Origin of the sequence: Bradyrhizobium sp. 1 (assembly GCF_023073315.1) — a bacterium.
Lineage (GTDB): Bacteria > Pseudomonadota > Alphaproteobacteria > Rhizobiales > Xanthobacteraceae > Bradyrhizobium.
On the sequence record NZ_JADPJH010000018.1, the window covers coordinates 1 to 11,971 of the forward strand.

Below are 11,971 nucleotides of genomic sequence, written 5' to 3' on the forward strand. Positions count from 1 at the left end.
GCTCTCGCTGGTCTCCGTCAAGAACTCCCGCAACAGATCATCCATGAAAACAGGCCTTCATACAGGGAGGGCGCGCACGATTTGTGATGCGCCATTTCGGAATGGGGCCAGCTTCACCGCAAAGCGTTTAATAATGGTTGAGTATGTGCAAAAGAACGGAACCAACAAAGAGATAAGGCGCTCCGGACAAGCCGAAGCGCCTCGTAAAGAATCAATTAACGATTGGGCGCTGCGCGCTTCGTTTACGAAGCGGTAACGATGACGGCTTCGCCTTCTAGCTTGAGCGTCACGGTGAGTCCGCAGGCCTGCGCCAGCAGCCGCGTATAATAAGGCTGGATCGCGTGCGCATCCGCGGCAGGTCCACGCTCGCCACTCAAGAGCTCGGCGATGTTCTGCGGCAGGCGCGCATTATGTCCGGTCGCGGTGATGCGGAAGCTCATCGTCTCGCCCTCGCCGATCGGATCGACCGTCAGCAGGCCGCCGCGCGGGATCGTATGCTGGGACACGACCAGCATGTTGAGCAGCAGCTTGACGCGATTCTTCGGCAGCAGCAGCCGCGGCAGATTCCACGTGATCGTGCACTTGCCGTCCTCGATATGGCCGCGCGCCATGGTCTGGGCATCGCCGACATCAATCTGCGCGCCGGAAGAGCCGGCCGCGCCGAAGGCGAGACGGCAGAACTGGAGGCGGGCGGAGGCCGTCTTGGCACTCTTGCGAATCAGGTCGAGCGCAAACTCCCGATCTTCGGGCTTGGGATCGTCATCGAGCACCTCGAGCCCATTGACGATGGCGCCGACAGGGCTGATGAGATCGTGGCAGACCCGCGAGCACAGCAGCGCTGCGAGTTCGAGCGCATCTGGAGCGGTTGCGGTAGCGGGTGACGAAGCGTCAGACATAAGGGGTTCCTGGAATTGCACGGCGCGGACGCGGCGAATCACGCATGCTTGACGAATGCCGCGGGTTCTAACATTCGCAAGCCGGTCGCAGCTAGCTTGCGATCGGTTCGAAGCGGCCATAAAGCCGCGGGCGAATCAGTCGAGTGGGAAGGAATTGCCGATGAATGAGGCATGCAGGTGAGGATCATCGACGCCGAGGCCGCATCCCGATTGATGGAGCCGCTCACCGCGCTGGTGGTGAAGGCCGGCGAAGCGATCCTCGCGGTCAACCGTGGGGCGATGCGGGTCGACGGCAAGCAGGACGGCTCGCCGGTGACCGAGGCCGACCTTGCCGCCGACCGCATCATTGCGGACGGCCTGGCGCAGCTCGCGGGCGACATCCCGACGCTCTCGGAGGAGCGGACCCAGCTCGCCTCGCCGCCGTTTCATGGCAGTTTCTTCCTGATCGATCCGCTCGACGGCACCAAGGAATTCGTCGCCGGCCGTGACGAATTCACCGTCAACCTCGCCCTAATAACGGAAGGTGTGCCCCTGCTCGGCATCGTCAGCGCGCCCGCGCTCGGTCTGCTCTGGCGCGGCATCGTCGGCCGCGGCGCCGAGCGCGTGACGTTTGACGGCGCTACCATCGGTGCCGCCGAGCCGGTCCGCACCCGCAAGCTGCCAACGCCCGGCGAGCCCTGGATCGCCGCAGTGAGCCGCTCGCACGGCGATCCCACGAGCGAAGCGTTCATCGATAGCAGGCCCAATGCCGTGAGAAAGACGTGCGGCTCGGCCGTGAAATTCGGCCGGATCGCGGACGGCAGCGCCGACATCTATCCCCGCTTCGGGCCGACCTGTGAGTGGGACGTCGGGGCCGGTTGCGCGGTGGTGACTGCGGCCGGCGGCAAGGTCACCGACGGCAAGGGCAACGACCTCGTCTTCGGCCAGCGGCAGGACACCGGCTTCATCATCCCGGCGTTCGTCGCGTGGGGAGACCCGCAGGCGGCAGGCAGCTACTGACTGAGCTGCTCCTGAAGCGCCGGCCAGCGCTTGCCGACCTCGTAGAGGAAGCGCTCGGGGTCGGCCGCGAAGGCGTCGCGATTGGCTTCCCGGCTGAACAGATAGAGCCTCTGCGCCGAAATCACGTAGAAGCGGGGGTTGGCGGCGATGGCGACGCCCCGGGCGATGTCGACCGGGTCATAGCCGCCGTATTGCGGCCCATAGATCTCGGGATGGGCCAGGAACGAGGCCCGGTCGCCCTCGTTGCGGAAGCGCCAGACCGCACCCCAGAGGTTGGCTTCGAACTCCGCCGTCCCCTGCATGGCCGCGCCGTCGACGAAATAGGCCACGGGGTCGAAACCCTCGATGGCGACGCCGCTGAAACGGTTGACGACGATCCGCTCGGTCGTGGCCGCCTGTGCCGGCAAGCAAGAGTAGGTCATCCATATGCCCGCCAGCAGGCGGACCAGAAGGCCGATCAAGGCGATTCCGGGGCGCAAAGGGCTATCTTCCTGCCGTTGTGCCGTCATAGTTGCTGCGGATAACATCCGAGTCGAGGGGACATCCGGCGCAACCTAGAGCCGTGCCTGTTGGCGTCAGGTTAAGGAAGCGACCGGATTCGATACCAGGGGTTTTTTATGACTTTCGCATCACGCCTTGCTGCGCTCGCGCTCGCCGCGATGGTCGGCTGGATCGTGCCGGCGTCCGCCCAGCAGGCGCCGCCGCCGAACCTGCCGCCGCCGCAGCGGACCCCGACGCCGAGCACCTATGGGCCGGACGAACTCGTGGGCGCAGGCCACCGCTTCTTCGGCAATGTCTCGCGCGGGCTCGCCTCGATCATCGAGAAGGCGGTCAGCCAATGGGGCCTGCCGAACGGCTACATCCTGGGTGAGGAAGGCTCGGGCGCCTTCGTCGCCGGGCTGCGCTACGGCGAAGGCACGCTCTACACCAAGAACGCCGGCGATCTCCGCGTCTACTGGCAGGGTCCCTCGCTCGGCTTCGACTGGGGCGGCGACGGCGCGCGCACCATGACGCTGGTCTATAATCTGCCCGCCACCAACGCGATCTACCAGCGCTTCGCCGGCCTCGACGGCTCGGCCTATATCATCGGCGGCTTCGGCATGACGGCGCTCACCGCCAACAACATCGTGCTGGTGCCGATCCGCTCAGGCCTCGGCCTGCGGCTCGGCGCCAATATCGGCTATCTGAAATTCACGCCGCGCGCGACCTGGAACCCGTTCTAGGTCCCCTCCTCCCCTTCAGTTCCGGATTCACGTTAACAACAGGGCGGGGCTGGCTTTTTGCCGGCCCGCCATGCATTGTCATTGGTAAATTTTTCCTTAGCTCTCGGAGTTCTGGCCCATGGTCGAACCGATCATGTACCTGGCGATCGGTTTCCTGCTTTCGATGCTGTGCGGGCTTGCCATCGTGCCGCTGGTGCATAGCCGCGCGGTCCGCCTGACCACGCGCCGGCTCGAGGCCGCAACCCCGCTGTCGATGGCCGAGATCCAGGCCGACAAGGACCAGCTCCGCGCCGAATTCGCCATGTCGGCACGACGGCTGGAGATGAGCGTCGACCAGCTCAAGAACAAGACCACGAGCCAGCTTGCCGAGCTCGGCAAGAAGAGCGACGCCATCAACCGCATGAAGATCGAGCTCGGCGAGAAGAACGCCACGATCTTCGCGCTCGAGGCGCGCGAGAAGGCGGTCAAGGAGCAGCTCCGCGCCACCGAAGAGGAATTCAACACCAAGACCGCAGCCTTGCGCGAGGCCGAGATTGCACTGAGCGACAAGCAGGGCGAGCTCGCAAAAATCAATTCCGAACTGTCCGACCGCTCGATGATGGCGGAGAGCCGCCAGGTCGAGCTGATCGCGGTGCGCGCGCAGATCGACGAATTGAAGAATCGCGTCGGCGATGCCGAGAAGGAGTTCGCGGCCACGCAGGCGCGACTGACGCAGGAGCGAACCGAATCCGAGACCGCCTCGCGCGAGCTCGGCGATGCCCGCGGCCGCGTCGAGAATCTGAGCCAGCGCGTCACCGACCTCGACCGCCAGCTGATCGTGCAGGTCAAAGAGGCCGAGATGCTCGCAAGCCGCGTCACCGACCTCGAGGGACGCCTTGCGACGCAAGGCAAGCTGCTTGCCGAGCGCGACTACGAGAACAACCAGCTGCGCCAGGCCAACGAGGGCAGTGAACGCACCGTCAAGGAGCTGCGCGTCGAGATCGCCGCCTTGAGCGGCGGTAAGTCCTCGGCCGCATTCGAGGCGTTGCGCGCCGAAAAGACCGCGCTGGAAGAACAGCTCGGCACGGCCCGCGACGAGCGCGCAAAGCTCCAGCGCGACATCAACGCGATCCAGCAGCAGGCGGAAAGCTCCTGGGCGACCGAGCGGATGGAGAACGCGCTCTTGCGCGAACGCATCAACGACATCGCCGCCGAAGTGGTAAAACTCGCGATGCAGCTCGAAGGCCCGAACTCGCCGATCGAGGCGCTGCTGGCGGCCGAGGCCGGCCAGCCGCCGAGGCCGGCACCGCGCCCGGCCAACGACGCCGCCACCAATGGCGCCGCCGCAGCCGTCCTGCCCGAGGGCGGTGGAACACTCGCCGAGCGTATCCGGGCGCTGCAGGCCCACGCCTCCCGCGCCCGCCAGCAGGGCGCGTAAACAGCCCGAAACGCGGGCTGCCCACCGATTGCGCGGTGGGCGCAAGGTTTTCGGGGCCCAATTCGGGGCTCAAGGCGCCTCGAAACTTGACACCATCGGCCCGCACTTCTAAATCGCGGGCTCCAATGTGCCGGCCGGCCGAACAGGTCCGTCCGTCTGCATGATGGTCCCGGGTGCATAGCTCAGCGGGAGAGCGTTCCCTTCACACGGGAGAGGTCCAAGGTTCGATCCCTTGTGCGCCCACCATCCATCCTCCTGAACAATATTGATTTGTGGACGATGACCAACGCCGGCGGCTGTCGGTTACCCCTTCCGAATCGAAAATGCCGAAAACAACCCCATGCACAGTAGCCGACCTCAGTCGGACCAATGGGTTCGCTCGCAATGACGGAGCAAGGCGAGACCGCGCCGCTTCGCGCGCACGCGACCTTGCGGGCTTCACGTAGCCCGCTGCGGCTTCAACGCCGCATACAGTCCGACCAGCGTCCCGATGGCGACCAGCGCGGCTGCCAGCAGCACCTGCAATTCGCCGTCATCGGTAGCGCCCACGGACGATACCAATCTGGTCACCACGACGAACAGGATGCCCACGGAGGCTGCTGCGCCCACGCTGAGATAGGCGAGTTCGCGCGTCAGGTTGCGGCCGAGCAGCCCGAGGGCGGTGAAATACATCGCGCAGGCGTTGGGATGAACGAACAAGGCGACGCGCGCATAGGGACCGTAGGCGTCGAGGAGGGATTCGCACCGGTTCATTGCCGCTCGCGAGGCAACCCGCTGCAACAGCGGTCTGAAGAAACGGGCCTGTCCGTAACTCAAGACCGCGCCCACGATGATGGCCAGCCACGCCAGGATGAAAACGGGAGCATCCGCAGGCTTGGGATCGAGCGCCACGGACATCAGGATGAGGGCGGTTCCGGGAAAATAGCCGAAATACGGGAAGACCGACTCCAGCAGCACGCAGACGAACATGAAGACCGGAAACCACGCTGAACCGGTCGCCCCCTGGACGATGGCGTTGAGGTCGAAAAGATCCGTCTTGTACAGGACGAGATACATGCACATGGCGAGTCCGGCCAGCGCGTAAAACGGCAAGGCTCCCGACAAAAATCGTCTCATTCAGCCATCGATCCTTGTTTCGTCGACACGACGAGACCACCGATATCAGGACATAGCCCCCTTTGCCCACGCAATCCTCAATCCTCCGGCAGCAAGAACGTGGATTGGCTCGACGAACGATATCGAAAGTGATGCGCGGGCGCTGTAGAGTGCGCCCCCGAAAACATCGGAGAAGCAAAGCATGGCGATCGTCTTCATCACCGGCAGCACGGACGGCCTCGGCCGGGCGGCGGCGCAATCGCTCGTTGACGGGGGGCACCGCGTGGTGCTGCACGCGCGATCGGCGGATCGCGCTGCTGCGGTCGGCGAATTTTCGTCGCGTTGCGCGGGGATCGTGGTTGGCGATCTCGGACATGCCGCAGATGCGCGGAGCATCGCGGATCAGGTCAACGCGATCGGGCGCATGGATGCGATCATCCATAACGCCGGCGTCTATACGCGGCCGAGCCGCGGCTCGACGACGGAAGGCCATGCCGAAACTCTGGCCATCAACACGCTTGCGCCGTACATGCTGACGGCCCTGATCGAGCGGCCCGACCGATTGGTGTATCTCAGCAGCGGATTGCACCGGGGTGGCGAGGGGTCGCTGGGCGACCTCGATTGGACCAAGAGGTCCTGGGATGCAGCGAAGGCCTACGCCGAGAGCAAGCTGCACGCGGTTGCACTGGCTTTCGCGCTGGCAAGACGCTGGCCCAAGGTCCTGAGCAACGCCGTCGATCCCGGATGGGCACGCACGAAGATGGGTGGTTCGGGTGCTCCGGTCGATGTCGACACCGGGCAACGGACTCAGACGTGGCTCGCCGCGAGCGCAGATCCCGCAGCCCTGGTCAGCGGGCGCTACTGGCATCACCTCCAGCAGCAACAGCCGGCCAGTGAGGCAGCCAATCCGGATTTTCAGGACGAGCTCATCGAGAAATTGAGCGGGATGACCGGAGTTGAGCTTCCAAAGGTCTAAAAGCGGAATGGCTTTGCGCAAGGTCGTCATGCCCGGGCATAGCCGTCCGAAGGACGAGGCGCGCGCTGTGGCCGCACCACTCGCTACGCAATCGACAAAATCTCGATCTCCTGCGCGCCCGCACCCGCAACGTCGCCCACCGCCTTCCCCATCAGCGACTTCGCGACTGGCGCGACGAACGAGATCGACCCGGCCTTCGGATCGGCTTCGTCCTCGCCGACGATGCGATAGGTCTGGACGCGGCCGTCGGCACGGCTGAAGGTCACTGTGCTGCCGAAGGCGACCGTGTCGGTCGAGGCTGGGGTGGGAATCACCTGCGCGGTGCGCAGCCGTTCGGTGAGATAGCGGGCGTCGCGCAGGGGCACCGCCGATTGTCGGCGCTTCTCGTTGACGTCCTCGATGGCTTGCGCGGCTTCATAGGCCTTGCGCGCCTCCTGAAGCTGCGACTGCAACGCCTGCAGGCCGGCTTCCGTTACGAGGTTCGGATGCGGCGAGATCGGGCGATCCGGCAATAGTGTCTCCGACGCGGTCTCGGCGCTTTCTTCCTTGGTAAAGGCGACGCTCAATTCAAAATCCTGTCGAACGGTTTCGGGTCAACGCGCACGCCTCGTATCGCGATCCATCGTTGGGACTCGCGCCAGGCCGCTGCCAACATACCCCGACTATATCTCAAGTTCGACGAAGCGGCGCAGCTTGAAGACGAGGTCCGGCATCGCCTGGCGGAACCGCGTTGCGTTGTGGAAACTGGTCGAGAACGGCGCGAAGGTGATCATCGCGTTCCAATGCCGGTAGCCGTAGACGGTGACCGAGGCGCCGGATGCCGGAAAGTCCTCCAGCTTGCGCAGCTCGCCGAGCACGAGATCGGCAATCGCTTCCGCCGGCAGCAGTTTTCTGCCGTCTGCCGTCGTGGCGATTTTCGCAGCCTGCTCGACCGGCACGGCGGCCGGTGCCGCGTCGGGCGAATCATCGCGTCTGATCGGTATCGCCAAGGGGGCGGGCACCGCAACCGCTTCAAATCCGTTCGACGGCGCGGTTGGCGGAACCTCTGCGAGCGGCGGCGGCGTCATGCTGTCCGCGCGCTTGCCACCTCCCAGGATGCTGCTGATCATGGCCACAAGGCCAGCATCCTTCACGTCGTCGCTCATTACTCCCCCCGGGGCTTCGGCTACTCTAGCACCGCTCGCGTGAACCGCCACAGGGGATGTATTGCCCGATTCGCAAGCGCTGTGGCGCGACGCCTCGTCGCGCCACGCCGCCGCGATCCGTCACTGCTTCTCGAACGGAACATATTGCTGGTACTGCTTCGGCACCGAGCTGCGATAGCGCGCGGGAACGGTGCCGCTGTCGACCGAATGATCGATCTCCTGCTGCCGCGTCATCTTCTTCTTCGCCGGCTTCTTCGATGCGCTCTTCTTGGCGTCGGAGGGCTGGCTGGAATTGTCGGTGGCTGCGCTCGGCGTTGTCGTTGTCGCCGCGGGCGCTGCAGTGGTAGCCGCAGCGGGGGCCGCCGTTCCACCGGCGGCCGGCGCCGTCTGCGCCAAGGCGAACGGTGTTGACATGAGAAGCGCCAGCGCTGCTGTCGCAGCCAGCGAATATGACCTTTGCATCAAAACCTCCAAAATGACCTGATCCGAATGAGACGAAGCGTCGGCTTCCGGGATCGGCGCCTGCAAGTCTGCGCACGATAGGCGTGAACCCCGTCGCCAACTGTGGCCGAGATCACATAGCTCGCCGTGACCTGGTTCATCATAGGCGCATGTCGAACGCAGTGCCCAGTACGGACACCAAGACAAGCACGACAAAGTGTCGGCCAAATCTGGGAACACGCAGATCGAGCTGGTGTTCCTCATCTAACCGTCCTCCTATGGAGACCGAAATGCGTCGCACCATCCTCACGCTCGCATCATTCGCGGCCTTGATCGCCGCGACATTCCCGGGCGCCCAGGCCCACGCCGCGAACGACAGATATTGCCTGCAAGGCCGCATCTGGGGCTATCCCGGCAACTGCCAGTTCGCGAGCTATCGGCAGTGCCAGGCCAGCGCCTCCGGCACGTCGGCCTATTGCGGCGTCAATCCGCGCTACGCGTTCTCGCAGCAGCGCGACTACTGACCTTCGTTGTGGCGTCGCGCGCATGAGGCGCGCGACGCCACACTTTTTACGTGAAGACGATGCGCTTCGCCGACAGTCCGGCGAACTGGCACGGCACAAAGCCGTCCGCGCCTGTCGATGACGAGAATGTTATCCGTCATCGCTTCGGGAAAAATTTGCAAAGCGCTGCCGCAGCTTCCTCGCAACGCCCTCCCACGGAACAGCAGCGATATCACGCAGTGTGTGAAGCAGGCGACTTGTGGCGCCGGATTCCCTGATCTAGCCTCGCCTGCATATTCTATTGAAAACAACTTTAGCTTTATTCGGTTTCCAGCGCGATATTTCATGGAGGTGATTTCAATGAGCAGTCGTCATGCCGTTACGCCGCGTGGATTGAACGTCACGCGTTCGCCGCTATCCCAGGGCCGCTTCGGCCGCATGTTCCGCAACCTTGCGTCGGCAACATTCGGCGCGAAAGATTCCGACAATGTCGCTAACCTTTCGGCGCTGGCCGACAAGATGGTCGCCGGCTTCGACGGGCCGAAGGACGGACCGGACGCGGAGGAGAGCGGCATTCCCGCGCTCTACACCTATTTCGGCCAGTTCATCGACCACGACATCACCTTCGATCCCGTCAGCTCGCTGACCAAGCAGCAGGATCCCGACGGGCTCGTCGACTTCCGCACGCCGTCATTCGATCTGGACAATGTCTACGGCCGCGGTCCGAACGACCAGCCCTACATGTATGACCACAACAAATTCCGCCTCGGCGAGAAAGTGACCGGCGCCGGCGTGCCCGATGCCCACGACCTGCCGCGCTTCAAGGGTCGCGCGCTGATCGGCGACCCCCGCAACGACGAGAACAGCATCGTCTCGCAGTTCCAGGCCTTGATGCTGCGCTTTCACAACCGCATGGTCGACGACAATGACAGCCTGTCGTTCGAGGAGGTGCAGCAGCGCGTCCGCTTCCACTATCAATACGTCGTGCTGAACGACTTCCTGGCGCGCATCGTCAATGCCGACGTGCTGGACGCGCTCAAGACCGCAGGTCAATACGACCGCAGCAAGCTCGCCTATTATCACTGGAAGACCTATCCGTTCATGCCGGTCGAGTTCTCGGTGGCGGCCTACCGGCTCGGACATTCCATGATCCGTCCCGGCTATCGGCTGAACGATGCGGACAACATGCTGTTGCAGATCTTCCCGGATCCGCACAATCCCGACAAGAACGCGCTGACCGGCTTCCGCGCCATGGGTCCGGGACGCGCGATGGACTGGGGCCGCTTCATCGATCTCGACACGCGTGGCTTTGGTGACGAAAACGATCCCACCAATCCCGACAACAAGCGGCGGCTTCAGTTCGCCTATCGCATCGACTCGTCGCTGGTCGATCCGCTGCGCAAGCTGCCGCCGGAGGTCGCGTCCAATCCGGCGTCGCTCGCGCTGCGCAATCTCGAGCGCAGCTGGCGGCTCGGGCTGCCCTCAGGCCAGGCCGTCGCCAGGGCGATGAACCTGATGCCGCTGAGCGATGACGACATCATCATCGGCAAGGCCGTCGACGAGCCCGGCGCCGGCGATCCGCAAATCAGGATCGCAACCATCGCCAACGGCATTTTTGCCGGCAATTGCCCGCTCTGGGCCTACATCCTGGCCGAGGCGCGGCAAAACCCGACCGACATGGCAATCCCCGCCACCGATGGGCCGGCCACGGTCAAAACACCGCAACTCGGCCCCGTCGGCGGTCGCATCGTCGCCGAAGTCTTCCTCGGCATGATGTTCGGCGACAATTCCTCGGTGCTGTCGCAGGACCCGCAATGGACGCCGGTGACCGGCTCCGGCTTCGCGCTGAAGGACCTCGTCGCCTACGCACTCGGCCAGGGCGATCCGCTGCATTGAGGTTGTGACGAATGATGATGCAAAGGCCGCCTACGTTGTGCAGGCGGCCTTTTGTCATCGCGCGCGACGGGGAGAGGTGACCGTGCTCCCGGCGCGCATCCCTTACCGCCGCACGCCTACGCGATTGACGCCGCCATTTGCATTGCCACCAGCGTTGTGGCGGACCGCAGCACGCGCAACGGGGCGCGGCCTCAGAGCGACACCGGCCCGGGCAACGCACCCGCCCGGATAGTCGACGTACTGGCAATATACGACCGCATGGGCCGGTGATGGATTAAGCGTGACGCCTGCAAGCCCCAGAAGTGCGCCGGCAGCCATACCCGTAAACGTAGCGGATTTGATCGAAAGTCGCGTCTTCGCCTTCATGATGGTCCTCCTCTTTGCGCTTGCCAAATGAACGTAGCAGAGGCCGCCTTCCCACGGCTGCAGATAGCGTGTGCGCGGAAGGATGAGCGACATTGACGTAGGTCAAGGGTGAGCCAGGCTGTCCGGTCGGTCCGCCAAGCCACATCTGTGTTGAGATACCCCGCTTCGCTGTTGTCCGACAGCATGATGCGCGATCTTGATTCAGATCAACCGGTGATGTGACAGGCGCACCACGATCGACCGGGCTGGGGGTGATGAGTTGGTGGGTGCGCAATGACACCGACGTGGTACGTCACCTTCGAGGTCCGTAAAAGCGGCACGCTGCCGAAGCAACGGAGTCCTCGGGAGACAAGGACCTTCGCTACGGAATCAGAAGCCAGGTCATTCGCTCGTACAAAGCTCGGCGAAGGCCTCGCTGTATTTGCAGGAACGATCAATCCGAGCGTCCCCAGGCGGCTCATTACGGCGGCCCGCATCCAGGCATGGCTTGCCGACGAACCACGGGACACCGAAGGGCATGCGGGTCCTGACCCGGAATAAGCACGTTTCCATGCACATACACGGCTCTTGGCTGTTGCCATTCTGTTACGGGCTCAGGGGCTGATCGACCCTAAACTTATGGATGTCTGTGGGGCTTATGCACGCCAGTCTGCATTCTCGTTTTCTAAACGACGAGATCGGAGCAAGGAGACATGACGATGAAGAGGCTTTCGATGGCTGCGATCGGCTTCGCGGCGCTGAGCATGACGGCTCCGGCCATGGCCGCCGATATGGCTGTCAAGGCGGCGCCGCCGCCGGCACCGGTCGTGGCGATCTACAACTGGAGCGGATTCTACATTGGCGCCAATGGAGGCTGGGGGCAGAGCCATGGTTGCGTGGATTTCGTAACGCCCGCAGGGACAGTCGCAGGCGGTTGCGCCGATCGCTCCGGAGGCCTTGCCGGCGGGCAGATCGGGTATCGTTGGCAAACCAATCAGTTCGTGCTCGGTCTGGAAGCGCAGGGCGATTGGGCCG

At 63.9% G+C, this 11,971-nt stretch carries 14 protein-coding genes, 1 tRNA gene and 1 pseudogene; 9 read left to right on the forward strand and 7 right to left on the reverse strand.

All coding sequences use genetic code 11. The annotated features are described in order from the left end of the window. On the forward strand, positions 1 to 256 hold a 256-nt coding region (locus IVB29_RS12360), incomplete at its 5' end, for a hypothetical protein (protein ID WP_247503648.1). Here the strand turns inward: IVB29_RS12360 and IVB29_RS12365 are convergent. Then, positions 243 to 896, reverse strand: coding sequence for a histidine phosphotransferase family protein (locus tag IVB29_RS12365; protein ID WP_247503649.1), 654 nt, complete (start codon positions 894 to 896; stop codon positions 243 to 245). The genes IVB29_RS12360 and IVB29_RS12365 overlap by 14 nt on opposite strands. Positions 897 to 1,067: 171 nt before the next feature. Here IVB29_RS12365 and IVB29_RS12370 point away from each other — a divergent pair, with 171 nt between their 5' ends. Continuing rightward, positions 1,068 to 1,895 carry a 3'(2'),5'-bisphosphate nucleotidase CysQ gene (locus tag IVB29_RS12370; RefSeq protein WP_247503650.1) on the forward strand — a complete coding sequence of 276 codons (828 nt, stop codon included), beginning with the start codon at positions 1,068 to 1,070 and terminating at the stop codon, positions 1,893 to 1,895. On the opposite strand, the gene IVB29_RS12375 is transcribed toward IVB29_RS12370, so the two are convergent. Further along, a complete protein-coding gene (locus IVB29_RS12375) occupies positions 1,889 to 2,374 on the reverse strand; it encodes a YHS domain-containing (seleno)protein (RefSeq protein WP_247503651.1) in 486 nt (161 codons plus the stop codon). The genes IVB29_RS12370 and IVB29_RS12375 overlap by 7 nt on opposite strands. A 138-nt stretch (positions 2,375 to 2,512) precedes the next feature. On the opposite strand from IVB29_RS12375, the gene IVB29_RS12380 reads away from it, so the two are divergent. The 3 genes from IVB29_RS12380 (at position 2,513) to IVB29_RS12390 (ending at position 4,781) form a co-directional block, all read left to right on the forward strand. Continuing rightward, positions 2,513 to 3,118 (forward strand): DUF1134 domain-containing protein, encoded by a 606-nt coding sequence (locus IVB29_RS12380; RefSeq protein WP_212253636.1) that lies wholly within the window; start codon positions 2,513 to 2,515, stop codon positions 3,116 to 3,118. 118 nt (positions 3,119 to 3,236) lie between these two features. Further along, positions 3,237 to 4,535, forward strand: coding sequence for a hypothetical protein (locus IVB29_RS12385; protein WP_247503652.1), 1,299 nt, complete (start codon positions 3,237 to 3,239; stop codon positions 4,533 to 4,535). Positions 4,536 to 4,706: 171 nt separating this feature from the next. Beyond that, positions 4,707 to 4,781 (forward strand) — tRNA-Val (locus IVB29_RS12390). Between the two features lie 192 nt (positions 4,782 to 4,973). Here IVB29_RS12390 and IVB29_RS12395 read toward each other — a convergent pair. After that, on the reverse strand, positions 4,974 to 5,651 hold the full coding sequence (locus IVB29_RS12395) for a hypothetical protein (protein WP_247503653.1): 678 nt from the start codon (positions 5,649 to 5,651) through the stop codon (positions 4,974 to 4,976). 181 nt (positions 5,652 to 5,832) lie between these two features. Between IVB29_RS12395 and IVB29_RS12400 the strand changes: the two genes are divergently transcribed. Beyond that, positions 5,833 to 6,606, forward strand: a complete 774-nt coding sequence (locus IVB29_RS12400; RefSeq protein WP_247503654.1) for an SDR family NAD(P)-dependent oxidoreductase — start codon at positions 5,833 to 5,835, stop codon at positions 6,604 to 6,606. A gap of 83 nt (positions 6,607 to 6,689) precedes the next feature. Here IVB29_RS12400 and greA read toward each other — a convergent pair whose 3' ends face one another. The 3 genes from greA to IVB29_RS12415 form a co-directional block, all read right to left on the reverse strand. Next, entirely contained in the window at positions 6,690 to 7,172 is a 483-nt protein-coding gene (gene greA / locus IVB29_RS12405) for a transcription elongation factor GreA (protein WP_247503655.1), read from the reverse strand. A 96-nt stretch (positions 7,173 to 7,268) separates the two neighbouring features. After that, positions 7,269 to 7,751, reverse strand: a complete 483-nt coding sequence (locus tag IVB29_RS12410; protein WP_247503656.1) for a hypothetical protein — start codon at positions 7,749 to 7,751, stop codon at positions 7,269 to 7,271. A gap of 120 nt (positions 7,752 to 7,871) precedes the next feature. Then, positions 7,872 to 8,213 carry a hypothetical protein gene (locus IVB29_RS12415; protein WP_247503657.1) on the reverse strand — a complete coding sequence of 114 codons (342 nt, stop codon included), beginning with the start codon at positions 8,211 to 8,213 and terminating at the stop codon, positions 7,872 to 7,874. Between the two features lie 269 nt (positions 8,214 to 8,482). Between IVB29_RS12415 and IVB29_RS12420 the strand changes: the two genes are divergently transcribed. After that, positions 8,483 to 8,716 carry a DUF3551 domain-containing protein gene (locus IVB29_RS12420; protein ID WP_247503658.1) on the forward strand — a complete coding sequence of 78 codons (234 nt, stop codon included), beginning with the start codon at positions 8,483 to 8,485 and terminating at the stop codon, positions 8,714 to 8,716. Positions 8,717 to 9,055: 339 nt separating this feature from the next. Further along, on the forward strand, positions 9,056 to 10,591 hold the full coding sequence (locus IVB29_RS12425) for a heme peroxidase family protein (protein WP_247503659.1): 1,536 nt from the start codon (positions 9,056 to 9,058) through the stop codon (positions 10,589 to 10,591). A 102-nt stretch (positions 10,592 to 10,693) separates the two neighbouring features. On the opposite strand, the gene IVB29_RS12430 is transcribed toward IVB29_RS12425, so the two are convergent. Beyond that, positions 10,694 to 10,957, reverse strand: coding sequence for a hypothetical protein (locus IVB29_RS12430; RefSeq protein WP_247503660.1), 264 nt, complete (start codon positions 10,955 to 10,957; stop codon positions 10,694 to 10,696). Between the two features lie 698 nt (positions 10,958 to 11,655). Here IVB29_RS12430 and IVB29_RS12435 point away from each other — a divergent pair. After that, a pseudogene (locus IVB29_RS12435) lies at positions 11,656 to 11,971 on the forward strand (hypothetical protein); the annotation flags it as partial.

Excerpts from the sequence above, each read along its gene's own strand:
- IVB29_RS12365 (WP_247503649.1), bottom strand. The coding sequence starts at position 896 with ATGTCTGACGCTTCGTCACCCGCTACCGCAACCGCTCCAGATGCGCTC.
- IVB29_RS12385 (WP_247503652.1), top strand. The coding sequence starts at position 3,237 with ATGGTCGAACCGATCATGTACCTGGCGATCGGTTTCCTGCTTTCGATG.
- IVB29_RS12415 (WP_247503657.1), bottom strand. The coding sequence starts at position 8,213 with ATGCAAAGGTCATATTCGCTGGCTGCGACAGCAGCGCTGGCGCTTCTC.
- IVB29_RS12370 (WP_247503650.1), top strand. The coding sequence starts at position 1,068 with ATGCAGGTGAGGATCATCGACGCCGAGGCCGCATCCCGATTGATGGAG.
- IVB29_RS12430 (WP_247503660.1), bottom strand. The coding sequence starts at position 10,957 with ATGAAGGCGAAGACGCGACTTTCGATCAAATCCGCTACGTTTACGGGT.
- IVB29_RS12410 (WP_247503656.1), bottom strand. The coding sequence starts at position 7,751 with ATGAGCGACGACGTGAAGGATGCTGGCCTTGTGGCCATGATCAGCAGC.
- IVB29_RS12420 (WP_247503658.1), top strand. The coding sequence starts at position 8,483 with ATGCGTCGCACCATCCTCACGCTCGCATCATTCGCGGCCTTGATCGCC.
- IVB29_RS12400 (WP_247503654.1), top strand. The coding sequence starts at position 5,833 with ATGGCGATCGTCTTCATCACCGGCAGCACGGACGGCCTCGGCCGGGCG.
- IVB29_RS12395 (WP_247503653.1), bottom strand. The coding sequence starts at position 5,651 with ATGAGACGATTTTTGTCGGGAGCCTTGCCGTTTTACGCGCTGGCCGGA.
- IVB29_RS12425 (WP_247503659.1), top strand. The coding sequence starts at position 9,056 with ATGAGCAGTCGTCATGCCGTTACGCCGCGTGGATTGAACGTCACGCGT.
- IVB29_RS12380 (WP_212253636.1), top strand. The coding sequence starts at position 2,513 with ATGACTTTCGCATCACGCCTTGCTGCGCTCGCGCTCGCCGCGATGGTC.